This window comes from Nevskia sp. (assembly GCF_051860985.1).
In the GTDB taxonomy this organism is placed as follows: domain Bacteria; phylum Pseudomonadota; class Gammaproteobacteria; order Nevskiales; family Nevskiaceae; genus Nevskia.
Map to the genome: position 1 here is coordinate 146,492 of NZ_JBIMKV010000005.1, position 21,529 is coordinate 168,020.

General features: G+C 67.5%; 24 protein-coding genes. 10 read left to right on the top strand and 14 right to left on the bottom strand.

Features of this window, described 5'->3' with window-relative positions; all coding sequences use genetic code 11:
- Positions 1–10: 10 nt before the first annotated feature.
- From rapZ to ACTIGJ_RS06995, 9 genes are all read right to left on the bottom strand, one after another.
- Positions 11–871 carry an RNase adapter RapZ gene (gene rapZ / locus ACTIGJ_RS06955; protein WP_439639563.1) on the bottom strand — a complete coding sequence of 287 codons (861 nt, stop codon included), beginning with the start codon at positions 869–871 and terminating at the stop codon, positions 11–13.
- Between the two features lie 33 nt (positions 872–904).
- Complete coding sequence (ptsN, locus tag ACTIGJ_RS06960) at positions 905–1,351, bottom strand: PTS IIA-like nitrogen regulatory protein PtsN (RefSeq protein WP_439639564.1); 447 nt, start codon at positions 1,349–1,351, stop codon at positions 905–907.
- A gap of 86 nt (positions 1,352–1,437) precedes the next feature.
- Positions 1,438–1,761 carry a ribosome hibernation-promoting factor, HPF/YfiA family gene (hpf, locus tag ACTIGJ_RS06965; RefSeq protein WP_439639565.1) on the bottom strand — a complete coding sequence of 108 codons (324 nt, stop codon included), beginning with the start codon at positions 1,759–1,761 and terminating at the stop codon, positions 1,438–1,440.
- A gap of 142 nt (positions 1,762–1,903) precedes the next feature.
- A complete protein-coding gene (locus tag ACTIGJ_RS06970; protein ID WP_439639566.1) occupies positions 1,904–3,385 on the bottom strand; it encodes an RNA polymerase factor sigma-54 in 1,482 nt (493 codons plus the stop codon).
- A 141-nt stretch (positions 3,386–3,526) separates the two neighbouring features.
- Positions 3,527–4,282 (bottom strand): LPS export ABC transporter ATP-binding protein, encoded by a 756-nt coding sequence (gene lptB, locus ACTIGJ_RS06975; RefSeq protein WP_439639567.1) that lies wholly within the window; start codon positions 4,280–4,282, stop codon positions 3,527–3,529.
- The gene (gene lptA / locus ACTIGJ_RS06980; RefSeq protein ID WP_439639568.1) at positions 4,279–4,884 is read right to left on the bottom strand and encodes a lipopolysaccharide transport periplasmic protein LptA; all 606 of its coding nucleotides are present in this window, start codon (positions 4,882–4,884) and stop codon (positions 4,279–4,281) included. Before lptA ends, lptB begins: the two co-directional genes overlap by 4 nt.
- Complete coding sequence (lptC, locus tag ACTIGJ_RS06985) at positions 4,868–5,425, bottom strand: LPS export ABC transporter periplasmic protein LptC (RefSeq protein WP_439639569.1); 558 nt, start codon at positions 5,423–5,425, stop codon at positions 4,868–4,870. Before lptC ends, lptA begins: the two co-directional genes overlap by 17 nt.
- On the bottom strand, positions 5,422–5,928 hold the full coding sequence (locus tag ACTIGJ_RS06990) for a KdsC family phosphatase (protein ID WP_439639570.1): 507 nt from the start codon (positions 5,926–5,928) through the stop codon (positions 5,422–5,424). The genes lptC and ACTIGJ_RS06990 overlap by 4 nt, the downstream gene beginning before the upstream one ends.
- Complete coding sequence (locus tag ACTIGJ_RS06995) at positions 5,928–6,926, bottom strand: KpsF/GutQ family sugar-phosphate isomerase (RefSeq protein WP_439639571.1); 999 nt, start codon at positions 6,924–6,926, stop codon at positions 5,928–5,930. Before ACTIGJ_RS06995 ends, ACTIGJ_RS06990 begins: the two co-directional genes overlap by 1 nt.
- Before the next feature lie 303 nt (positions 6,927–7,229).
- Between ACTIGJ_RS06995 and ACTIGJ_RS07000 the strand changes: the two genes are divergently transcribed.
- From ACTIGJ_RS07000 to ACTIGJ_RS07010, 3 genes are all read left to right on the top strand, one after another.
- The gene (locus tag ACTIGJ_RS07000) at positions 7,230–7,706 is read left to right on the top strand and encodes a c-type cytochrome (RefSeq protein WP_439639572.1); all 477 of its coding nucleotides are present in this window, start codon (positions 7,230–7,232) and stop codon (positions 7,704–7,706) included.
- A gap of 302 nt (positions 7,707–8,008) precedes the next feature.
- A complete protein-coding gene (locus ACTIGJ_RS07005; RefSeq protein WP_439639573.1) occupies positions 8,009–9,157 on the top strand; it encodes an outer membrane beta-barrel protein in 1,149 nt (382 codons plus the stop codon).
- A 244-nt stretch (positions 9,158–9,401) separates the two neighbouring features.
- A complete protein-coding gene (locus tag ACTIGJ_RS07010) occupies positions 9,402–10,127 on the top strand; it encodes a TorF family putative porin (protein WP_439639574.1) in 726 nt (241 codons plus the stop codon).
- Here the strand turns inward: ACTIGJ_RS07010 and ACTIGJ_RS07015 are convergent.
- The 3 genes from ACTIGJ_RS07015 to ACTIGJ_RS07025 form a co-directional block, all read right to left on the bottom strand.
- Positions 10,115–11,629 carry a YifB family Mg chelatase-like AAA ATPase gene (locus ACTIGJ_RS07015; protein ID WP_439639575.1) on the bottom strand — a complete coding sequence of 505 codons (1,515 nt, stop codon included), beginning with the start codon at positions 11,627–11,629 and terminating at the stop codon, positions 10,115–10,117. The genes ACTIGJ_RS07010 and ACTIGJ_RS07015 overlap by 13 nt on opposite strands.
- A 321-nt stretch (positions 11,630–11,950) precedes the next feature.
- Positions 11,951–12,208, bottom strand: coding sequence for an accessory factor UbiK family protein (locus ACTIGJ_RS07020; protein WP_439639576.1), 258 nt, complete (start codon positions 12,206–12,208; stop codon positions 11,951–11,953).
- A gap of 20 nt (positions 12,209–12,228) precedes the next feature.
- Complete coding sequence (locus ACTIGJ_RS07025; RefSeq protein ID WP_439639577.1) at positions 12,229–13,488, bottom strand: putative Na+/H+ antiporter; 1,260 nt, start codon at positions 13,486–13,488, stop codon at positions 12,229–12,231.
- Between the two features lie 358 nt (positions 13,489–13,846).
- On the opposite strand from ACTIGJ_RS07025, the gene glnK reads away from it, so the two are divergent.
- From glnK to ACTIGJ_RS07050, 5 genes are all read left to right on the top strand, one after another.
- Positions 13,847–14,185, top strand: coding sequence for a P-II family nitrogen regulator (gene glnK, locus ACTIGJ_RS07030; RefSeq protein ID WP_439639578.1), 339 nt, complete (start codon positions 13,847–13,849; stop codon positions 14,183–14,185).
- A gap of 34 nt (positions 14,186–14,219) precedes the next feature.
- The gene (locus ACTIGJ_RS07035; protein WP_439639579.1) at positions 14,220–15,758 is read left to right on the top strand and encodes an ammonium transporter; all 1,539 of its coding nucleotides are present in this window, start codon (positions 14,220–14,222) and stop codon (positions 15,756–15,758) included.
- 214 nt (positions 15,759–15,972) lie between these two features.
- Entirely contained in the window at positions 15,973–16,311 is a 339-nt protein-coding gene (locus ACTIGJ_RS07040) for a P-II family nitrogen regulator (RefSeq protein ID WP_439639580.1), read from the top strand.
- A 35-nt stretch (positions 16,312–16,346) separates the two neighbouring features.
- Complete coding sequence (locus ACTIGJ_RS07045; protein ID WP_439639581.1) at positions 16,347–16,763, top strand: DUF4124 domain-containing protein; 417 nt, start codon at positions 16,347–16,349, stop codon at positions 16,761–16,763.
- A 34-nt stretch (positions 16,764–16,797) separates the two neighbouring features.
- Entirely contained in the window at positions 16,798–17,244 is a 447-nt protein-coding gene (locus ACTIGJ_RS07050) for a DUF4124 domain-containing protein (protein WP_439639582.1), read from the top strand.
- Between the two features lie 33 nt (positions 17,245–17,277).
- On the opposite strand, the gene speE is transcribed toward ACTIGJ_RS07050, so the two are convergent.
- Entirely contained in the window at positions 17,278–18,132 is an 855-nt protein-coding gene (gene speE / locus ACTIGJ_RS07055; protein ID WP_439639583.1) for a polyamine aminopropyltransferase, read from the bottom strand.
- A gap of 64 nt (positions 18,133–18,196) precedes the next feature.
- Here speE and speA point away from each other — a divergent pair, with 64 nt between their 5' ends.
- Together speA and ACTIGJ_RS07065 are read left to right on the top strand one after the other, a co-directional pair.
- On the top strand, positions 18,197–20,086 hold the full coding sequence (gene speA / locus ACTIGJ_RS07060) for a biosynthetic arginine decarboxylase (protein ID WP_439639584.1): 1,890 nt from the start codon (positions 18,197–18,199) through the stop codon (positions 20,084–20,086).
- A gap of 17 nt (positions 20,087–20,103) precedes the next feature.
- On the top strand, positions 20,104–20,604 hold the full coding sequence (locus ACTIGJ_RS07065; protein ID WP_439639585.1) for a DinB family protein: 501 nt from the start codon (positions 20,104–20,106) through the stop codon (positions 20,602–20,604).
- 17 nt (positions 20,605–20,621) lie between these two features.
- Here ACTIGJ_RS07065 and ACTIGJ_RS07070 read toward each other — a convergent pair whose 3' ends face one another.
- Entirely contained in the window at positions 20,622–21,524 is a 903-nt protein-coding gene (locus ACTIGJ_RS07070) for an alpha/beta fold hydrolase (RefSeq protein WP_439639586.1), read from the bottom strand.
- Between the last annotated feature and the right edge of the window lie 5 nt (positions 21,525–21,529).

Here is a 21,529-nt window from a genome sequence, read left to right on the forward strand (position 1 = left end):
CGTCTTGCGCTCATGTGCCGAGTTCCCGATGGCGGGCCACGATCTGCGGGAAGCGGCCCTCGAACGCCTGCTTCATGCGTTCGACCAGGTAGACCGAGCGGTGCTGACCGCCGGTGCAGCCGATCGCCACGGTGACGTAGGCGCGGTCCTGGGCCTCGACTGCCGTCAGCCAGCGGTCGAGATAGGCGCGGGTGTCGTCGAAGAACGATTCGACCACCCGCTGGCTGCGGAACCAGTCGATCACCGGTGCATCGCGGCCGGTCAGCGCGCGCAGGTCCGGCACCCAGTGCGGGTTCGGCAGCAGGCGCGCGTCGAACACGAAGTCCGCACCTTCCGGACCACCGTTCTTGAAGCCGAACGACAGGAACAGCACCGACAGCCCGCGGATGCCCGGCTCCGGCAGGTGCACGTCAACCGCAGCCCGCAGGTCGTAGAGGTTCAGGTGGGTGGTGTCGAGCGGCACGTCGGCGAGATCGGCCACCGGCTTGAGCAGCTTGCGTTCGAGGCGGATCGCGTCGAGCAGCGACACTTCGGCGGTGGCCAGCGGATGCCGTCGCCGGGTCTCGTTGTAGCGACGCAGGATCACGTTGTCGTCGGCGGTCAGGAACAGCACGCGCACGTCGATCGCCTGGCCGCGCAGGCCTTCGAGCACGGCCGGAAAGCGTTCGATCTCGCGAGGATCGCAGCGGGCGTCGATTCCCAGTGCCAGCCGGTGGTAGCGCGGGCCGGGATGGTCGACCGCGTGGCTCAGCAGCGGCTGCACGAGGTCGAGTGGGATGTTGTCGATGCAGTAGTAGCCGCGATCCTCGTACTGTTTCAGCGCCACGGACTTGCCGGCACCGGACAGGCCGCTGACGATCACCAGGCGCATGGTCGGCCGTGCTCGGAGGCGATCCTGCGGCGCTCAGCCCGCGAGCAGGGCGTAGACGGCGGCATCGTCCTTGGCGGCGTGCACCTGGGCGCAGAAGTCGTCGTCGGAGAACTTCTCGGCGATCGCCGCAAGGTGCTGCAGATGCTCGCCGGTGGCGTTCTGCGGCACCAGCAGGCCGAACACCAGGTCGACCGGCTGGCCGTCGTGGGTGTCGTAGTCGACCGGATGCTTGAGCCGCACGAAGGCGCCGACGCTGGTCGACACGCCGGCCAGCCGGCCGTGCGGAATCGCCACGCCGTGGCCCAGTCCGGTGGAGCCGAGCTTCTCGCGACCGGCAAGGCTGGCCAGGATGTCGGCCGGCGCCACGCTCGGCGCGCCGAGCGCCAGCAGGCGGGCGATCTCCTCCAGCGCGCGCTTCTTGCTCGTCACGGCAACGGCGACGGCGACGCGTCCGGGATTGAGGATGTCGGCAAGCTTCATGGAGGATCCGGGTCGCTGGAAAGAAAAAGCCCCGCTTCGAAAAGCGGGGCTTTTTCGGAAGCCCGGCTAGTGTAGCGGCGCGGGCTTTAGTTCAGGGCGTGCTTCTGCACGTCGCGGGCATGGTGGTCGCGCAGCTTGTCCTTGAATTTCCGGGTCTGCTGATCGAGCTTGTCGATCAGGTTGTCGATCGCCGCGTACATGTCGCCCTGCACCGATTCGGCATGCAGGTTGGTGCCGCGGGCATGCAGCGTGGCTTCGGCCTTGTGCTGCAGCTTGTTGTCGACCGACAGGATCACGGCGGCATCGATCAGGTGATCGAAGTGCCGTTCGACGCGCTTCAGCTTGTCGGTGACGTAGGTGCGCAGCGCCGGCGTGAGATCGAGATGATGACCGGAAATGTTCAGGTTCATACACGCAACTCCTTTTCAGGGAAGGCGGCCCGGGTGCCTGCCAGGATTCCGGCAGGACGAACGGGTCGAACACATGCATTGCAGGTTTCGGACCATGAACAGCGGCCGGAATCCGGATTCGGACTCCGCAGCCGGTCGGGGCTCAACCGATCGGCTTGCGCTCGTGCGACGGGGGGATGCGCAGCGCCTCGCGATACTTCGCGACCGTGCGACGCGCGACCTGGATGCCTTCCTTCAGCAGCAGTTCGGCGAGCGTCGAATCGGACAGGGGCTTGGCTGGATCTTCCGCAGTGATGAGCCGCTTGATCATGGCCTGGATGGCGGTGGCGGAGCAGGTGCCTCCTTCGGTGGTCTGGACGTGGCTGGAGAAGAAATACTTCAGTTCGTAGAGGCCTCGGGGCGTCAGCATGTACTTGTTTGCGGTCGCGCGCGACACCGTGGATTCATGAATCCCCAGCTGTTCGGCGACATCGCGCAGCACCAGCGGACGCATCGCTTCCTCGCCGTAATCGAGGAACGCCCGCTGTTCCTCGACTATGCATTGGGCAACCTTGAGCAGCGTTTCGTTCCGTGCTTCCAGAGAATTGATGAAGTAGCGTGCTTCCTGCAAATGCTGCTTCATGGTCAGCTGGTCGCGCGAGGTGTCGGCGCGCTTGACCATGCCCTGGTAGAGCTGGTTGATGCGCAGCTTCGGCGTGTGCTCCGGATTGAGGCTGACCCGCCAGCGGCCGTTCTTCTTGCCGACGAAGACGTCCGGGGCGATGTAATCGCTCTCGTGCGCCTGGTAGGGACGGCCGGGATGCGGCTGCAGCGACTGCACCAGCGCCAAGCCTTCGCGCAGCGCTTCCAGCGGCAGGCCGGTGGTCTTCATCAGCGCGGTTTCGTCGTGGCGCGCCAGCATCGCCATCGGCGCTTCCAGCACCTTGAAGGCGGCAGCCAGGCCCGGCGTCTTCGGCGGGAACTGCTGCAGCTGCAGGCGCAGGCATTCCGGCAGATCGCGGGCGGCGACGCCGGAGGGATCGAAATCCTGCACCGAGCGCAGGATCTTCTCGACGCGCTCGGCCGGAATGTTCTGGCCGCTGACCAGACGCTCGCGGACGCCGTCCCAGTCCTCGAGATAACCGTCGTCGTTGATCGCATCGATGATGTGCAGCGCGATCTCGGCGTCGACCTCGTCGAACGGCGCGATCGAGGCCTGCCAGGTCAGGTGGTCGCGCAGCGATTGCGAGCCATGCAGATTGGCCTGCATGAAGTCGTGCAGGCCATCGTCGTCTTCGCCGGAGCCGCTGCCGGCCGCGCCGGCGCCGTCGTAGATGTCGCCCCAGTCGGCGTCGACCGGCATTTCTTCCGGAATCACGTTTTCGCCGCCGATCTCGATGGCGGTTTCGGCGGCCGAACTGGCTTCGGCAATGGCGGCGCTGCTGTCCGATTCCGCCATCGCTTCCTCGATGGTCTGGACGTCGGCGTCCTCGCCATCGGCTTCCAGCATCACGTTGGATTCCAGCGCCTGACGGATTTCGAGCTGGAGATCGAGGCTCGACAGCTGCAGCAGGCGGATCGCCTGCTGCAACGCGGGCGTCATGGTCAGAGCAAGACCGGTTCGGAGTGACAGCGACTGCTTCATTCGCGCGTTTTCACCATTTCGAGTGTTGGCATTGTACTTGCTCGAAATTCGATGCGATCCATTATGATCGCCAAGTAAGCCTTTGGTCGAAGTGCCGCCGGTGAAGCCGCCGGGCGGTCCACGCGGAAGGGGCTGCCGGCATCAGAGCCGGAATTGCTCGCCCAGGTACACGCGCCGCACGGTCTCGTTCTCCATCAGCGCGGCCGGCGTGCCCTCGGCAATCACCTTGCCGCCCGCCAGGATGTAGCCACGGGTGCAGATTCCCAGGGTTTCCCGCACGTTGTGATCGGTGATCAACACGCCGATGCCGCGCTCCGACAAGTGGCGGACGATGCCCTGGATGTCGAGCACGGCGATTGGGTCGACGCCGGCGAACGGTTCGTCGAGCAGGATGAAGCGCGGGTTGGCCGCCAGCGCGCGGGCGATTTCGGCGCGCCGCCGCTCGCCACCGGACAGCGCCATGCCGAGGCCATCGCGGACGTGGCTGATGTGCAGTTCCTCGAGCAGCCGTTCCAGTTCGCGCTGGCGTCCGTCGCTGTCGAGGTCGTCGCGCAGTTCGAGGATCGCCATCACGTTGTCGGCGACCGACAGCTTGCGGAAGATCGAGGCTTCCTGCGGCAGGTAGCCGATGCCGGCCTTGGCGCGCGCGTGCATCGGCAGCCGGGTAATGTCGCGGCCATCAAGCTCGATGCGGCCACCGTCGGCCGGCACCAGGCCGACCACCATGTAGAACGAGGTGGTCTTGCCGGCGCCGTTGGGGCCGAGCAAGCCGACGATCTCGCCAGCCTTGACGTCGAGCGACACGCCGTTGACCACGGTGCGCTTCTTGTAGCGTTTGACCAGATCGCGGGCCAGCAGCACCGAGGCCGGACGATCGCCGCCAGGCACCGCGCTCACGGCGTGCCTCCCGGCGAGACGGCCGGCGCAGCCGGTTCGTTCGACGACGGCTGCAGGATGATCTTGACCTGCCCGCCGGTGCCGCCGGAGGCCTGGATGCGTCGCTGGTTGACGTCGTACTTGATGGTGTCGCCGGTGATCTCGTCGCTGCCGCGCATCACGTAGGCGTCGTTGACCAGATCGAGCACACCGCTGCGCGAGTCGTAGTTCAGCGTCTTCGCGCGCGCCGAAACCGGCGGGTTCTCGGCGCCGTTACCGGCGTGGTTCATCTTGGCCGGGCCGCCGGTGATCTTCGCTTCGTACTGGCCGCCGGCGTACTGCTTGAGTTCCACGCGGTCGCCTTCGAGCTTCAACGTGTCCGACGACAGCACGACGTTGCCGGTATAGATCGCCGAATTGCCCTGCACCAGCTCGGCCTTGTCGGAGGTCAGCGTCACCGGCCCGGTCGGTTTCAGGTCGGCCGGCTTCGGCAGCTTGACCAGTTCGTTGCGGTCCACCGATACCGGTTTGGTCGACCCCTGGGCGTGCAGCGCCAGCGGCGCCGAGGCGGCGGCCAGCATCAGCAGCAGCGCGGGGGCTCTCAGTTCAGCGAGTGACTTCATAGCGCATCTTCACGTTGTTCAGCAGGCGCAGGTCCTGTTTTTCCCAATTGGCGTCCATGCCAATGGCCGTGCCCTTGCGCGTCCGGCTGTCGACATCGACGACCGCGGCGGTATGCAGGACATGGGTATCCGGGTTGACGATCATGCTCGGCGAGCGCATCACCAGCGCCTCGCCGTTGTCGGGCCACTGGCCGTGGGCCACGACTTCGCCCGTCAGTTCGATCTCGCGGCTGCCGGCCCGCAGGTTGCCGGCCGGCGCCTCGATGTGCCACGGCGTCTTCGGCCCCGACAGCACGTCGACGACCAGCGTCGTCGCGGTGGCCGATTCATCGTCAAAGTATTCGAGCGTGGCCGCCGTCGCCTTCATCGACGGCTGGCCGGCAGCGTCGTAGCGGGTCAGGTCGGCCTGGGTCAGCGTGTAGCGCGGCAGCTTGTCGGGACTGGCGGCGACATCGAGCGCGATGTCGTCGATCCGGTTCAGCGTGAACAGCAGGCCGGCCAGCGCGGCCACGGCCAGAGTCGCCACCACGATGCGGGTCATGGACGGAGGTCGGCGGACTGCGCGGCGAGAATCAGGTCGGCGGCGTCGCGCACTGCCCCGTTGCCGCCGGTGAGGCGGCTGGCCCAGTGCGCCACGGCCAGCACTTTCGGGTGCGCGTCGGCAACCGTCATCGCCAGCCCCGCACGCTGCAGCAGCGGCAGGTCCGGGGTGTCGTCGCCCATCATCATCATCTGCTCGTCGTGCAGGCCGAGCTGGGCTTTCAGTTCCTCCCAGGCCGGCAGCTTGTGTTCGACGTTCAGCCAGACGCGGCGGATGCCGAGGTATTCGAAGCGCGCCTGCATCGCCGCCGATGGCCGGCCGGAAATCACCGCGACCTCGATGCCGGCCTGCATCAGCAGCTTCAGGCCGAGGCCATCGCGGACATGCACGGCCTTCAGCTCGGTGCCGTCGGCGGCCAGGTACAGCTTGCAGTCGGTCATCACGCCGTCGACATCGAAGACAGCGCAACGGATCTCGCGGGCACGCTCGCTCAGGGTGCGCATCAGACGACTCCGGCGCGCAGCAGGTCGTGCATGTGCAGCACGCCGGCGATGCGCTGTTCGTCGTCGAGCACCATCAGCACCGTGATCCGGTGCCGTTCCATCAAGTGCACCGCCTCGGCAGCCAGCTGTCCGGCGCCAATGTGCTTGCCGCCGCGCGTCATCACGCTGGTGATGGCGGCGCTGCGGACATCGAGCCCGGCATCGAGCACGCGGCGCAGGTCGCCGTCGGTGAAGATGCCGACGGCCCGGCCATCGCGATCGACGACGGCGGTCATGCCGAGCCCCTTGCGGGTCATTTCGAGCAGCGCAGCGGACAGCGTGGCGTCGTCGCCGACGCACGGAACCTGCTCGCCGGCATGCATCAGGTCGCCGACCTTCAGCAGCAGCCGCCGGCCGAGCGTGCCGCCCGGATGGCTCAGCGCGAAGTCCTCCGGCGTGAAGCCGCGCGCTTCCAGCAGCGCCACGGCCAGCGCGTCCCCCATCGCCAAGGTCGCGGTGGTGCTGGCGGTCGGCGCCAGATTCAGCGGGCAGGCTTCCTGGGCCACCGAGACGTCCAGATGCACGTCGGCGGCCTTGGCCAATGTCGACGCCGGCCGGCCGGTCATCGACACCAGCGGCACGCCCATGCGCTTGATCAGCGGCAGGATGGTCAGCACTTCGGCGGTTTCGCCGGAGTTGCTGATGGCGATAACCGCGTCGTCGCGGGTGATCATGCCCAGGTCACCGTGGCTGGCTTCGCCGGGGTGCACGAAGAACGCCGGGGTGCCGGTGGACGCCAGCGTCGCCGCGATCTTGCCGCCGATGTGGCCGCTCTTGCCCATGCCGGTGACCACCACCCGGCCGCGGCAGCCAATCAGCAGGCGGCAGGCGCGGGCGAAGCCGGCATCGATGCGTGGCAACAGGGCGTCCAGCGCATCACGCTCGATCCCGAGCACGCGGCGGGCGGTGTTCTGCAGCGCGACGTCGTCGGTCGGCGAGGGGAGCGTGGAATCTGGCATGGGGTGGCTATCGTAACCGAGCGTCCGATTGCGGTTCGGACAGGCCGCAAACCGGGCACGCGGCGAACGCGCTTCTCTATAATGTCGCGTCGCTCGGGCTGGCGCCTGCGCTGTTCGCGGTTCGATGCCCGGAATGCCCCGTCATCGACAGCGACGTCTGCGCCAGCTTGAAGCAAGCCCAGTCTCGTGCACCGAAATGAGGCTGCGCCCGCGATGCCATGCCGCGTCAGACCTTCGGTCGTCGCACATGACCATCGATTCCCGACTAATCGCCTTATTCATCTGCCGGCCCCGGAGACCGTTGTGAGCAAAGACCAGGACAAGAAGTTCATGATTTCGTTCGCCGGCGTGCTGGCGCTGCTGTTCGGCATCACCTTCGGCATCGTCGTGCTGGCCTTGTTCATGGCCCCGAAGCACGACACCGCCAACGTCGCCGAGAGCAAGAAGGTCGCTGCCCGCACCGCACCGATCGGCACGGTGATCACCGATCCGGCGCTGCTGGTCAAGACTGCGGCCGTCGCTCGCGAGCCGTGGTCGGGCGAGCAGGTCTACACCCAGGTCTGCTCGGCCTGCCACGACGCCGGCGTGCTGGAAGCGCCGAAGCCGACCGACAAGGCCGCCTGGGCGACGCGCAAGGGCGCCGCTGGCGGCGTCGACGGCCTCGCGGCCTCGGCGATCAAGGGCAAGAACGCGATGCCGGCCCGCGGCGGCAAGGCCGATCTCAGCGATGCCGAGATCAAGGCCGCGATCGAACTGATGCTGCAACGCGCCGGCGTCTGATCGACGCCCGCAGCGCGCGGATCAGGGCGGCACCGGCGAAAGCCGGTGCCGCTTTTTTGTTGCCCGATGGCTTCCCGGTTCGTGGACCTGTTCGCGAGGGCTGCGCCAAATTGGTGCGTGTCGATCGGCAATGGCCGCTGCTCGCATCGCGGGCTGGCCGGGGGCGCCGCCGCAACTAGTCCAGCGTGCGGGCTTCGAGGAAAAATGAAAGGAAATTCATGTATTTGAGCTGTATGGCATGGTCCATGCTTTTTCGTCGACCGCTGGCCATTTTCAGCGCAATTACTACTCGAAGGAGAGTCATGAGCAATTTGAAGAAGCTGCTGTCTGTCGCGGGTCTGGCCTGCCTGCCCGGCATCGCTTTCGCCGACACCCCGACCATCGGTTCGATCCTGGAAGCGTCCGGTATCGCCGTCACCGGCTACACCAGCGCCTCGTACTCGGTGAACTTCAACGACGGCAAGACGCTGGCGTTCCGCGCCTATGACGCCCAGACCGACACCTTCACCATCGACCAGGCCTCGCTGACGATCGCCTACGCGCCGGAGTCGGGTTTCGGTGCCACCGTCAACATCCTCGCCGGTGAAGATTCCAACGTCATCAACGGCAACTACGGCGACGGCGACTCGATCTTCAGCCTGCCGACCGCCTTCGTGTCGTACGCCGGTGGCGGCTTCACGGTGATCGCCGGCCGCTTCGGCTCGCTCGCCGGCTACGAAGTCACGGCCGACAACGCTGCGCCGTTCGTCTCGCGTTCCTGGCTGTTCCAGAACACCCAGCCGTTCTTCCACACCGGCCTGCGCGCGACCTACAAGTTCAACGACCTGCTGTCGGCGACCCTCGGTGCGGTCAACAGCGCGCCGCAGGCGTCGACGATCGACGCCAACAAGCAGAAGACGCTGGAAACCAACGTCACGTTCACCCCGACTTCGACCCTGCTGGTCTCGCTGACCAACTATCTCGGCGTCGACGAGTTCGACGGCGAAGTGCTGTTCCCGATCAACGGCCCGGCGTCGGGCGCGTTCACCACGCGCACCAACATCTCGGACGTGGTCGTGCAGTACACCGGCATCGACAAGCTGACGCTGGCGCTGAACGGCGACATCCAGGATGCCAAGGGCCTGTACATCAACAAGGGCGTGGCTTTCTACGGCATGTACCAGCTGACCGAGAAGTTCGCGGCCCGCGCCCGTATCGAACTGGCCGAAGCGGCACTGAAGGCCGAGCTCGGCGGCGACAGCTCGTCGTTCAAGATCTATACCGTGGCCGGCGTGTACTCGCCGTCGTCGCACTTCGACATCATCGCCGAAGTCCGCTATGACACCTCGAAGGACGATGTCTTCCCGAATGGCTTCACCACCGTGAGCCAGGGCGAAGGCGGCAGCTTCTCGGTGCCGGCGTTCAAGGACAACGGCGGCAACTTCGCGGTCAAGGCGATCTACAAGTTCTGATCCGCTGCAGCTGATGGACCGAAAAGGCCGCCTCGTGCGGCCTTTTCTCTTTCCGGGCCGCGCTGTCCGATCGGCTGGCAGGCACGGAAAGGCGGCCGCGCCGGCCGCAGCGACTCGATCTGCACCAGTGCGGTGCACGGCTCGCCCGCTTGCGTTCATCCAGGCGCATGCGAGGTGCTGCAGGCGCGTTCGGCCCGGCGCGCAAGGCCGCAGGTCCGCAGGGCGACTCCACTACAGTGCCGCGATGGCGAAATTTCCCTTCGTTGCGCTGGCCTCGTGCGCCGTGCTGGCGTGGTGCCCGGCAGCGCTCGCCGGCCCATTCGACCTGCGCGTCGCCGTGGCCAGCGAGGAGGTCTTTCGCGGCCAGGTGCAGAACAACAGCGCAACGCTCAGCCTGCGGGCCGATTACCGCTTCGACAACCGTGCGTACGTCGGCAGCCGCGTGCTCAACAACCGCAGCGCCGGCGATGCCGAAATCGATGTCTATGCCGGCTGGGGGCGCTCCTGGCAGCTGTTCGACCTCTGGTTGATCGGCGTCGACGGCGGTCTTGATCTGCGCACCTACAGCGGTGACCGGCAAGGTCCGGCAACGCGCGACCTCGACTGGGCGGAAGCGCGGCTGGCGGTCGATTCGGGGCCTTTGCGCCTGAGCCTTTCGGCCGCACCGGACTACTTCGGCACCGGCGCGGCCGGCTGGCGCGTGGCCGGCCAACTGCGATGGCCGATCACCCGGAATCTGGCCGGCACCGGCATCGTCGGCTGGAATGACGGCGCCGGCCTGCGCCGGCAGACCGCGCGCCTCGGCAGCGGCCGGGCTTATGCCGACTACAGCTTTGTCCTGAACTGGAGCCTGCCGGCGGACCTGTCGCTGTACGGCCAGCTCACCGGGGCCAGCACCAAGCTGGACGATTCCCGCCGGCCGCGCCTGCTGCTCGGCCTGCAGTGGCGCTGGGGCGTTCAGCTGCCCTGATCGACCGGCCGGTAGCGCAGCGCCTCGGCGATGTGCGCGGCTGCCAGTGACTCGACGCCGGCCAGGTCGGCGATCGTGCGGGCCACCTTCAGCACCCGGTGGTAGGCCCGCGCCGACAGGCCGAGCCGGCTCATCGCCGTCAGCAGCAGCTGCCGGCTGGCATCGTCGAGCGCGGCATCGCGGTCGAGCGCCTTCGGGCCGAGCAGCGCGTTGATCGTGCCGGCCCGTTCGCGCTGCCGCTCGCGTGCCGCGCAGACCCGCTGCCGCACGTCGGCGCTCGATTCGATCTGCGGCGGCGCCTGGCTGGCCAGTGCTGCCGGGTCGAGACGCGGCACGAACACGTGCAGATCGATGCGATCGAGCAGCGGCCCCGACAGGCGACCGCGATAGCGCGTCACCTGATCCGGCGTGCAGCGGCAGCGCCCGGCGCCGGGGCCGGCATCGCCGAGGTAGCCGCAGGGGCAGGGGTTCATCGCCGCCACCAGCTGGAAGCGCGCCGGAAATTCCACCTGTCGCGCGGCGCGCGAGATGCTGATCCGGCCGCTTTCCAGCGGCTCGCGCAGCACTTCCAGCACGTGGCGCTCGAACTCCGGCAACTCGTCCAGAAACAGCACGCCGCCGTGCGCCAGCGTGATCTCGCCGGGGCGCGGATGGCTGCCACCGCCGACCAGCGCCACCGCCGAGGCCGTGTGATGCGGCGCGCGGTACGGCCGCCGTCCCCAGCAGGCTGGATCGAAGCCGGCCAGCCCGATGCTGGCGATTGCCGCCACGTCCAGCGATTCCGCCTGGGTCAACGACGGCAACAGGCCTGGCAGCCGCTGCGCCAGCATGCTCTTGCCGCTGCCCGGCGGGCCGGCCATCAGCAGCGAATGGCCGCCGGCCGCCGCGATTTCCAGCGCCCGGCGTGCCTGCAGCTGGCCGCGGACATCGGCCAGATCCGGGCCGCTGTCGACGGGTGCCGGAGCCGACGTGGCCGCCGCACGCGTCAGGCGGTTCTCATGCAATTCGGTGCACAGCGCACCGAGACTGCACGCGCCGTACACGGTGGCAGCCTCCGCCAGCGCCGCTTCGGCCACGTTCGGTGCCGGAACCAGCAGAGCACGCCCTGTTTCGGTGCAACGCAGTGCCGCTGGCAGTGCGCCACGCACCGCGCGGATCTCGCCGGTCAGCGACAGCTCGCCGAGGATTTCGAGCTGCGCCAGCAAGGTCGGCGGAATCTGTCCGGACGCCGCCAGCACGCCGAGCGCGATCGGCAGATCGAAGCGGCCGCCTTCCTTCGGCAGATCAGCCGGCGCCAGATTGACCGTGATCCGGCGGTTCGGGAACTGGTAGCCGGAGTTGACGATCGCCGCCCGCACCCGATCACGCGACTCGCGCACCGCCGCTTCCGGCAGACCGACGATCGCCAGCCCGGGAATGCCCGGGGCCAGATGCACTTCCACGGTGACGGCTTCGGCGTGGAGCCCGTTCTGCGCCCGGCTATGGACGATCGCGAGGCTCATTCCGTCTGCCCGGCGGACCTTGCGCTGCGCGGCCGGGACGGGCTCGTCCGGGGCGTGCCCTGGCGGGCGCGCCCGTCGAATCGGGCCGCGAGCAGTGCTCGCGAAGCTTCCCGCTCCGACCCGTTCTGCGCCCGGCTATGGACGATCGCGAGGCTCATTGCGTTTGCCCGGCGGATCTTGGGCTGCGCGGCGGGGACGGGCTCATCCGGGGCGTGCCCTGGCGGGCGCGCCCGTCGAATCGGGCCGCGAGCAGTGCTCGCGGGCGGCGTGAGGTCGGGCGGATGCGGGGCGGCATGGACATCCTTGTCCGGGCCGGGCGGGCTAGTCGGCCGGCCCGTCGGCGGCTTTTTCCAGCGCTTTCAGCCGCTTCTCGAGCGCGGCGAGGCGGGTCTGGGTGCGCGCCAGCAGTTCGGCCTGGGTGTCGAAGCGTTCGCGGCTGACCAGTTCGAGGCGGTCGAGGTTGGCGCGCAGCACGGCGCGGAAGTTGTCTTCCAGCTCCGTGCGCAGGCCCTTCAGGCCGGGCGGCAGTACCCGGCTGAGTCGCGAGGCGAGTTCTTCAAGGGCACGGGGGTCGATCATGGCGGCGCGGGCAAAGTCAGTCAGTACAGCAGGAAGGCGAAGAACATCAGCAGCGTAGGCGGCAGGGCGGCGATGAACAAGCCGCCGGCACTGACGGTCTGGTTCGGGAACAGCGGCTTCAGGATGGCCATGCCGGCCGGGTTCGGGGCGTTGGCGATCACGGTCAGGCCGCCGCCGGTGATCGCGCCGGCGACCACGAAGAACTTGAACTCGTCGCTGAGATTCGGCACCTGCGCGGCCAGGTAGGTGACGGCGGCGTTGTCGGTGATCGCGGTCAGCAGGGTCGCGGCAACGAAGACCTGCAGCGGGTCGAGCGCCTGCAGCACCGGCTTCAGCCACCACTGCTGCAGCCCGCCGATCACGACAAGTCCGGACAGGAAGCAGGCCACCAGCAGCGCTTCTTTGAGAATCAGGCGGTTCTGGTGATCCGGATAGGCGTGGGCCCAGAGCAGGAAAATCAGCAGCACGCCGAGGAACATCGGCGGGTGGTGGGCGAAGACCACGATCAGCGCCAGGAAACCCAGGTGCAGCAGCAGCTGGCCGAGCGGCAGGTGATGGTCGTCACCGGACGGTTCATGGCCCGGCAGCTTGCGCAGGGTCGGCATGAACAGCGCGGTGACCACGGCGGCGTTGATCAGCACCACCGGCACCACGTGGGTCGCGAAGTTGGACAGCATGAAATGAAGATCCCAGCCCCAGATGCCGGCCACCATCAGCACCGGCGGCGCGGCGAACGGGGTCAGCGCGCCACCGACCGAGACATTGACGAACAGCACGCCAAGCGTGGCGTAGCACATGCGCGACGGCAGCCGGTGGCGGAAGTGGCTTTCGCGCAGCAGCAGTGCCGCCAGGGTCATTGCGCCGGGCTCGGTGATCAGCGAGCCGAGCAGCGGAATCACCGTCAGCGCAGCGAAGTAGGTCGCCGCCAGCCGCGGCAGTGGCAGCGCCCGGGAGACGAAGCGGGTGATATGGCCCATCGCCACCAGCACCGGCCGGCTGGCGGCAACCACCATGATCGCGAACACGAACAGCGGCTCGGTGAAGTTGCGGCTGTCGATGTACGCGATCGCCGCCTGCGGCCCTTCGATGGCCATGAACGCCGAGACCAGCGCCGCCGCCCACAGCGCGAACACGATCTCGACCTCGGCCAGCGCATGGATCAGCCCGGCGTGGCGCGGATAGTGGTGGGCGATCTTGGCGACGAAGGCGACCGAGAAGGTGTGCAGCAACGCCAGCGCGAACATCACGGCGGCAATGCCCTGGAAGGTGGTGGGGGTCATGGCGGGGCGGATTCCTGCGGCGGAAGGAAGCTCGCGACTATACGGATTCCGGCCTGTCGTCGAAGGGCCGGATCGCCGCCCGGTTCATGCGATCACGGGCCGGCGCGGCCCCGGCAGCGCCGGATGTCTTGCCTATGGCTGGCAATTTCACGATTCGCTGACGTTTGCCCGGTGCGTATGCAGTTTTCCCGGTTCTGGCGGCGCGGCGCCGTCGCCGTCGAGCGCAACAGCAGGCCGGAGTCGGGCGGCCGGTGACTGGCACGCTTAGTGCTAAACCTGACCGGCTGTTCGCAACCGCCTCTGGTTGACGAGCAGTGCCAGGGCGGTTCGCCGCCGACGATAACCAGGAGTTGCTTGCATGAAACTGATCACAGCCATCATCAAGCCTTTCAAGCTTGACGAGGTGCGTGAAGCCCTGTCGGAGATCGGCGTCGCCGGCATCACCGTCACTGAAGTCAAGGGCTTCGGCCGCCAGAAAGGCCATACCGAGTTGTATCGCGGCGCGGAGTACGTCGTCGATTTCCTGCCCAAGGTCAAGATCGAAGTTGCCATCGGTGACGACAAGCTGGAGTCGGCCATCGAAGCGATCACCAAGTCCGCTCACACCGGAAAGATCGGTGACGGCAAGGTGTTCGTGACCTCGCTCGACCAGGCCATCCGCATCCGCACCGGCGAGACCGGCAGCGACGCACTCTGATTCCACGAATCAACTTTTCCTGAGGGGACCCCCGATGATTTCTCTTGGCAAGCTTTCCCGAGCATTGCTGTTCGCCGGCCTCACGGCCGTCGGCGGCATTGCATTCGCCGAAGAGGCTGCCGCGCCGGCAGCCGAACCGGTTGCCGCCGAAGCGGCCGCTGCTCCGGCCGAGGCCGCACCGGCCGCTGAAGCGACGGCTGCACCTGCCGAAGCCGCACCGGCCGAAGCCGCCGCCGAGCCGCCGAAGGCGCCGACCTTCAACAATGGCGACGTCGCCTGGATGCTGGTGTCGACCGCCTTCGTGCTGCTGATGTCGCTGCCCGGCCTGGCGCTGTTCTACGGCGGTCTGGTCCGCTCGAAGAACATGCTGTCGACGATGACCCAGACCTTCGGCATCTTCTGCCTGATCGGCGTGCTGTGGGTCGTCTACGGCTATTCGGTCGCCTTCAGCGGCGATGCGCCGTTCTTCGGCACGCTCGACAAGATGTTCCTGAAAGGGGTCGTCTACGACGCCAACGGCTTCTTCACCGCCACCGGCACGTTCTCCAAGGGCGTGGTGATTCCGGAACTGCTGTTCGCCGTGTTCCAGATGACCTTCGCCTGCATCACCGTGGCGCTGATCGCCGGCTCCTACGCCGAGCGTATGAAGTTCTCGGCCGTGCTGATCTTCTCGGTGATCTGGTTCACCTTCTCCTACCTGCCGATGGCGCACATGGTCTGGTGGTGGGCGGGTCCGGATGCCTACACCTCGCTCGACCAGGTTGACGCGCTCAACGCCACCGCCGGTTACCTGTGGCAGCTCGGCGCGCTGGACTTCGCCGGCGGCACCGTGGTGCACATCAACGCCGGTGTCGCCGGTCTGGTCGCCGCGATCATCCTCGGCAAGCGCAAGGGCTACGGCAAGACCGCGATGGCGCCGCACAGCCTGACCATGTCGATGATCGGTGCCTCGCTGCTGTGGTTCGGCTGGTTCGGCTTCAACGCCGGCTCCAACCTGGAAGCCAACGGCTATGCCGTGCTGGCCTTCGCCAACACCGCGTTCGCCACCGCCGCCGCTGGCGTGGCCTGGTTCTTCGCGGAGTGGATCTTCAAGGGCAAGCCGTCGCTGCTCGGCATCATCTCCGGTGCGGTCGCAGGTCTGGTTGCCATCACCCCGGCCTGCGGCTTCGTCGGTATCGGTGGCGGCCTGGTGATCGGTGCGGTCTCCGGCGTGGTCTGCTTCTTCGCGGTGGCTTACCTGAAGTCGATCCTCGGCTATGACGACGCGCTCGATGCCTTCGGCGTCCACGCGGTCGGCGGCATCATCGGTGCGATCCTGACCGGCGTATTCGTCGATCCGGCCAAGGGCGGCGTCGGCGTCTACAACAACTGGGTCGAACTGGTGCCGGGCTATTCCTCGGGCCAGATCCTCATCCAGATCAAGGCGGTGCTGGTGGCGATCGTGCTCAGCACGGTGGTCACGGCCGTGACCTTGCTGGCGCTGAAGTTCACCATCGGCATCCGCGTCAGCGAAGAAGCCGAATCGGAAGGTCTCGACCTCGCCGAGCACGGCGAAAAGGCCTACAACCCGTAATCAGCGAGCCCTGCCGTGCGCGACCGTGCGCACGGCAGGCGCCGCTTCAAGTCTCCAGGGATGTACGTGTCGGCGGGCCGGTTCATGGCCCGCCTTTTTTTTGGCTGGCGGCACCGCAGGCCCGGCCCGAGCGCGGCACCGCGACGCGCGCAGCCGATGCCGGAAGGGTGCTTTGTTACACTTCCAACCGCCCCGCGACAACGAGAAACGAACAATGAAAATGCTGATCGCCATCATCAAGCCCTTCCGTCTCGACGCTGTGCGTGAAGCGCTCGCCGAGGCCGGCGTGCAGGGCATGACGGTGACGGAAGTGCGCGGCTTCGGCCGCCAGAAGGGTCACACCGAGCTGTACCGCGGCGCCGAATACACCGTCGATCTGCTGCCGAAGATCAAGCTGGAAGTGGCGCTGACGCCCGACCAGGTCGACAAGGCCGTCGAAGCAGTTGCCAAGGCTGCCAAGACCGGACAGATCGGCGACGGCAAGATCTTCGTCTACGACCTGGCGCAGACCGTCCGCATCCGTACCGGCGAATCGGGTGTCGATGCGGTCTGACTGACCGGCGTCCGGAAGGGCAGGGACGAAACGCCATGTCGATCCCCGATCTTCCGGTGCCAGCGGCGGCCTTTGCCAGCGCGTCGCCGCCGTGCCGATGGCCGATCGCAGCACTGCTGGCGGCGCTGCTGCTGATGCCGCCGGCATCGGCGGAAAGCCGCATCTACCGCTGGACGGATGCCGCCGGCAACGAGCATTTCAGCGATGCCCCGCCGACCCATGCACGCGCCGTGAAGCTGCCGGCGGCGCGGCCGGCGCCAACTGCTGCGGCGCCGGCAGTCGATGCCGCCGCCTGCACGGGCAAGCGCGAGCAGCTGGCCCGCTTCCGGCAGGCCGACCGCATCACTGAAACCAACGCCCTCGGCGAAACCCGCAGCTACAGCGACGACGAGCGGCGCCGACTGATCGCCACCACCGAAGCCGATGTGCGCGCGATCTGCGGCGAGGACTGAACGGCATCGTGTTCCGCTTGCGCTGGCCCTGCTCGTGGCCGGCAGCGCATGGGCCGGCAGCGCGTCGGCCGCCGCCGTTTTCAAGTGGCTGGATCGCGATGGCGCGGTGCACTACGACGACCAGCACCGCTTCGAGCAGCGGCTGACCCAGGCCTACCTGAGCGAACGTCGCGTACCGCCAAAAGCCGATGCCACCACGCCGCCGGCGTTCATCCGCGCCGTCGATGCTGACTGCCGCCTGGCCCGCGAGCGTGCCGAAGTCACCGCACGCGCCAGCGAGGTCTATGGCCGTGATCCGTTCGGCAACGTCTATCGGCTGTCGCCCCGGCAGCAGCTGCTGGAGAGGAAGGTGGCCGAGCGGGACATCGCCCGCTACTGCGCGGCCGATGCCGCCGAACGCCTGTATCGCGCGGCGCAGGCGGAACGCGAGCAGCGCCAGCAGCGGCCCGCGCCGATCGTGGTCGAGCAGCGCGGGCCCTGACACGGCCCCCTGAGACGGCCGTAGATCGCCGGGTCAGCCGGCGATCGCCTTCCTGACGAAGGTCGGCAGCGCGAACGCCGCCGCGTGGGTATCGGCGTTGTAGAACTGGCAGTCCATCGCCTCGATCGCCTTGTCGTCGAGTCGTGAGGCCAGCGGGCCGGCGGTTTTCTGGGCGATCGAACCGCTCCACCAGCCGCTCGGGTAGATGGTCTGCGGGAAGTGGATCAGCCGAGTCTGCGCGAAGCCGGCCTGGCGCATGAACCGGTGCATCTCGGTGATCAGCTCCAGATGCAGGATCGGCGATTCCGACTGCTGCACCAGCAAACCACCCGGCTTCAGTGCCCGCAGGCAGTCGACATAGAACTTCGCGCCGAACAGGCCCTCCGCCGGGCCGACCGGATCGGTGGAGTCGATAATGATCACGTCGAGGCTTTCGGGCTTGGCTTCCTTCATCCAGGCCAGGCCATCTCCGAAGAACAGGGTGGCGCGCGGATCGTGGTTGGCCACGCACAGCTCGGGGAAATACTGCTCGGCGAGCCGCGTCACCCGCTCGTCGATCTCGACCTGGGTCGCCGACTTCACTTCAGGATGCTTGAGCACCTCGCGCAAGGTGCCGCAGTCGCCGCCGCCGACGATCACCACCTGCTCCGGTGCCGGGTGCGAGTTGAGCGCCGGGTGCGACATCATCTCGTGATAGAGGAAGTTGTCGCGGGTCGACACCATCGTGCAGCCATCGATGGTCATCAGGTAGCCGAAGGATTCGGTCTGGTAGATGTCGATCTTCTGGAACGGCGTCTGCTCGCCGTGCACGTGACGTCCCAGTTTCAGCGAAAATGCCGTCCCGGTCTTGTCGACCGGCTCCGTGAACCAGCTTTCGTCCAATGACATCGTTGTCGCGCTCCGGAAAAGACGCGCGAGTATACGGAAGCGCCCCTGACCTTTGAGTGACGGCATGACCGACCCCCGCTGGACCGCGCGCGACGCGGTGGATCTGTACAACATCGCCAAGTGGGGGGATGGCTACTTCGACGTCAACGCCGAGGGCCATGTCGTGGTCCGTCCGCAGGGCCCGCAATCGGCGGTCGCGATCGATCTGCACGCGCTGGCCGAACGGCTGCCGAAGGAAGGCCTGGACCTGCCGGTGCTGGTGCGCTTCACCGACATCCTCAAGGATCGGGTCGACGTGCTGACCGGCGCCTTCGCGCAGGTGATCCAGGAACTCCACTACGCCGGCCACTACACGGCGGTCTACCCGATCAAGGTCAACCAGCAGGAATCGGTGGTGAAGGCGATCGTCGCCCACGGCGGCGACCGCGTCGGCCTGGAAGCCGGCTCCAAGCCGGAGCTGGCAGCGGTGCTCGGCCTGGCGCCGGCCGGCTGCACGATCGTCTGCAACGGCTACAAGGATCGCGGCTACATCCGCCGCGCGCTGATCGGCGCCAAGCTCGGCCACACCGTCTACATCGTGGTCGAGAAGCTGTCCGAACTGCCGCTGGTGCTGGCCGAATCCAAGGCGCTGGAGGTTGCTCCGGTCATTGGCCTGCGGGTGCGGCTGTCGGCGGTGTCGGAATCGACGCAGCAGAACACCGGCGGCGAGAAATCCAAGTTCGGCCTGACGGTGCCGCAGGTCGTCGAGGCGGTGGAGATGATGCGCGCCGCCGGCCAGATCGATGCGATCCGAATGGTCCATTTCCATCTCGGATCGCAGGTCGCCAACGTCCAGGACGTGGCCCGCGGCATGCGCGAGGCGGCGCGTTACTACGTCGAGCTGCGCAAGCTCGGCGCGCCGGTCGACACCGTCGATGTCGGCGGCGGTCTGGGTGTCGACTACGAGGGCACCCGTTCGCGCTCCTACTGCTCGATGAACTACTCGGTGCGCGAGTACGCCCGCAACATCATCCGCACGCTGGCGGAAGTCTGCGAAGCGGCCGGCGAGCCGCAGCCGAACCTGATCTCGGAATCCGGCCGCGCGCTGACCGCCCACCATGCGGTGCTGATCACCTCGGTGGTCGATTCCGAAGTCGCGCCCAGCGGCAGCCTCGAAGCGCCGCATGCCGATGCGCCGGCCGCGCTGCGCGCGCTGCACGAATTGCCCGGCCATATCGACGCCGACGGCCCGATCGAATGCCTGCACGATGCCGCCAACTACCTCGCTGACGCCCAGACCCAGTACACGCTGGGCCTGATTCCACTGCGTGACCGCGCCTATGCCGAGCGCGCTTACTACGCCGTGGCCCGCGCGGTGCTGCCGAAGCTGGACCCGACCATCCGCGCCGAGCGCGATGCGCTCGAGGAGCTGCGCGAAAAGCTGTCGGCCAAGTACTTCTGCAACTTCTCGGTATTCCAGTCGGTGCCCGATGCCTGGGCGATCGAGCAGGTGTTTCCGATCATGCCGATTCACCGGCTCGCCGAACGCCCGGACATCCGGGGCCGGCTCTGCGATCTGACCTGCGACTCCGACGGCCGCCTCGATCTGTACGTCGATCGCGAAGGCGTGATGTCGACGATGGCGCTGCACGAACTGCGTCATGACGAGCCCTACCTGCTGGCGATCTTCATGGTCGGCGCCTACCAGGAAATCCTCGGCGACATGCACAACCTGTTCGGCGACACCAACGCCGTGAACGTCGTCGTCAATGCTGATGGCAAGGGCTGGTCGCTGGAAGGCGCCGAACACGGCGACCGCACCGATGAACTGCTGCGCTACGTGCATCTGGCGCCGGAAGAACTGGCCCAGAGCTATCGCCGCAAGTTCGCCGCCACGGCGCTGCCGCCGGCGGTCAGGAGCGCGCTGCTGGCCGAACTGGAAGCCGGCCTGAGCGGCTACACCTATCTGAGCTGAAGCCGGGAGGCTACGCGATGATCAGCCGCGAATACGCATCGACGATGGCGCGCTACAACCGCTGGATGAACGGCAAGGTCTACGCGGCCTGTGCCGGGCTGGCGGACGATGCGCGCAAGGCCGATCGCGGCGCCTTCTTCGGCTCGATCCACCGCACGCTGAACCATCTGCTGGTCGGTGACCTGATCTGGCTGTCGCGCTTCACTGGCGGCTCGCGCGAAGGCCTGCACATCGGCCAGCCGCTGCACGACAGCTTCGACGCGCTGCGCGCGCACCGGGAGCAGACCGATACCGCGCTGCAGGCCTTTGCCGATGGGCTGACGCCGGAAACACTGCGCGCCGATCTGGAGATCACCAGCACCGCCCATGGCGTGTTCAGCCGGCCGACCTGGGTGTTCGTCAGCCATCTGTTCAACCACCAGACCCACCATCGCGGCCAGGTGACGACCCTGCTGTCGCAACTGGGCATCGACATCGGCGCCACCGATCTGCCGGTGCTGCCCGACCTCGCCGGCTGAGCCGGCGCCGCTGCGAATCAGGCGGCCTTGAGGAAGCGGTTCAGCTCGACGACGAAGCGGCGCGGCGACTCGAACGGCACCGTGTGGCCGGCGTCGGCGAACTCGACGAGTCTGGCTCCCGGAATCAGCCGGCCCAGTTCGCGCTGACCGGCCGCCGGATACATCCGCGAGCGGGCGCCGATGAAGACCGTCGTCGGCCGGTCGATCTGGCGCACCGACGCACGCCAGTCCAGCCCGCCTTCGGTGTAGGCGCGCATGGTGTCCAGATAGACGCCCCAGTTGGCGGTCGGGATCACCCGCCGGGCCAGCGCGTCGACGCGCGTGAAATGCGCGGTCTGCTGCCACAGTTTCGAGGCGAACGCGTAGCCGAGGAATTCGCGCAGTACCTGCCAGTAGCGGCGGCGCAGCGCCAGCGGCAGTGCCGTGAACGGCCGGTCGCGCTGGGTTTCGATGGCGTCGATCACCGTCGACCACTGCGGCAGCCGCGTCGCCTGATCGTCGCCGAGCAGGCCGTGCTGCCAGTCCGCGCCGTTGAGGATGCACGGCGCCTGGTCGATGTGCAGCCAGCGCGCCACGCCGCGAAAGCCGTGCCGGGCATGGTGTTCCATGCCGGTACAGGCGCCCATCGACAGGCCGGCCAGGCGCACGTCGGACAGCTTCAGGCCGTCGATCAGATCGGCGACATCATCGGCGTGCTGGGCGATCGCGCCCTGCGCGCCGAGCGACAGCCGGTGCGAGCCGCCGAAGCCGCGCAGGTCCGGCAGGATGAAGCGCTGCCGGGCCAGCAGCGGCGCCACCACCGGCAGCCACATCGCGCCCTGCATGCCGAAGCCGTGCAGCAGCACGCAGGCCGGGCCGCGCCGGGCGCCGACGTCGAGGTAATGCAGGCGGGCGCCGTCGCGGGTGGTCAGGTAGGGCATGAGCG

Bases quoted from the DNA above. Each gene is read 5' to 3' on its own strand.
- rapZ (WP_439639563.1), bottom strand. From the start codon at position 871: ATGCGCCTGGTGATCGTCAGCGGCCTGTCCGGTGCCGGCAAGTCCGTG.
- ptsN (WP_439639564.1), bottom strand. From the start codon at position 1,351: ATGAAGCTTGCCGACATCCTCAATCCCGGACGCGTCGCCGTCGCCGTT.
- hpf (WP_439639565.1), bottom strand. From the start codon at position 1,761: ATGAACCTGAACATTTCCGGTCATCATCTCGATCTCACGCCGGCGCTG.
- ACTIGJ_RS06970 (WP_439639566.1), bottom strand. From the start codon at position 3,385: ATGAAGCAGTCGCTGTCACTCCGAACCGGTCTTGCTCTGACCATGACG.
- lptA (WP_439639568.1), bottom strand. From the start codon at position 4,884: ATGAAGTCACTCGCTGAACTGAGAGCCCCCGCGCTGCTGCTGATGCTG.
- lptC (WP_439639569.1), bottom strand. From the start codon at position 5,425: ATGACCCGCATCGTGGTGGCGACTCTGGCCGTGGCCGCGCTGGCCGGC.
- ACTIGJ_RS06990 (WP_439639570.1), bottom strand. From the start codon at position 5,928: ATGCGCACCCTGAGCGAGCGTGCCCGCGAGATCCGTTGCGCTGTCTTC.
- ACTIGJ_RS06995 (WP_439639571.1), bottom strand. From the start codon at position 6,926: ATGCCAGATTCCACGCTCCCCTCGCCGACCGACGACGTCGCGCTGCAG.
- ACTIGJ_RS07005 (WP_439639573.1), top strand. From the start codon at position 8,009: ATGAGCAATTTGAAGAAGCTGCTGTCTGTCGCGGGTCTGGCCTGCCTG.
- ACTIGJ_RS07010 (WP_439639574.1), top strand. From the start codon at position 9,402: ATGGCGAAATTTCCCTTCGTTGCGCTGGCCTCGTGCGCCGTGCTGGCG.
- ACTIGJ_RS07015 (WP_439639575.1), bottom strand. From the start codon at position 11,629: ATGAGCCTCGCGATCGTCCATAGCCGGGCGCAGAACGGGCTCCACGCC.
- ACTIGJ_RS07020 (WP_439639576.1), bottom strand. From the start codon at position 12,208: ATGATCGACCCCCGTGCCCTTGAAGAACTCGCCTCGCGACTCAGCCGG.
- ACTIGJ_RS07025 (WP_439639577.1), bottom strand. From the start codon at position 13,488: ATGACCCCCACCACCTTCCAGGGCATTGCCGCCGTGATGTTCGCGCTG.
- glnK (WP_439639578.1), top strand. From the start codon at position 13,847: ATGAAACTGATCACAGCCATCATCAAGCCTTTCAAGCTTGACGAGGTG.
- ACTIGJ_RS07035 (WP_439639579.1), top strand. From the start codon at position 14,220: ATGATTTCTCTTGGCAAGCTTTCCCGAGCATTGCTGTTCGCCGGCCTC.
- ACTIGJ_RS07040 (WP_439639580.1), top strand. From the start codon at position 15,973: ATGAAAATGCTGATCGCCATCATCAAGCCCTTCCGTCTCGACGCTGTG.
- ACTIGJ_RS07045 (WP_439639581.1), top strand. From the start codon at position 16,347: ATGTCGATCCCCGATCTTCCGGTGCCAGCGGCGGCCTTTGCCAGCGCG.
- speE (WP_439639583.1), bottom strand. From the start codon at position 18,132: ATGTCATTGGACGAAAGCTGGTTCACGGAGCCGGTCGACAAGACCGGG.
- speA (WP_439639584.1), top strand. From the start codon at position 18,197: ATGACCGACCCCCGCTGGACCGCGCGCGACGCGGTGGATCTGTACAAC.
- ACTIGJ_RS07065 (WP_439639585.1), top strand. From the start codon at position 20,104: ATGATCAGCCGCGAATACGCATCGACGATGGCGCGCTACAACCGCTGG.
- ACTIGJ_RS07070 (WP_439639586.1), bottom strand. From the start codon at position 21,524: ATGCCCTACCTGACCACCCGCGACGGCGCCCGCCTGCATTACCTCGAC.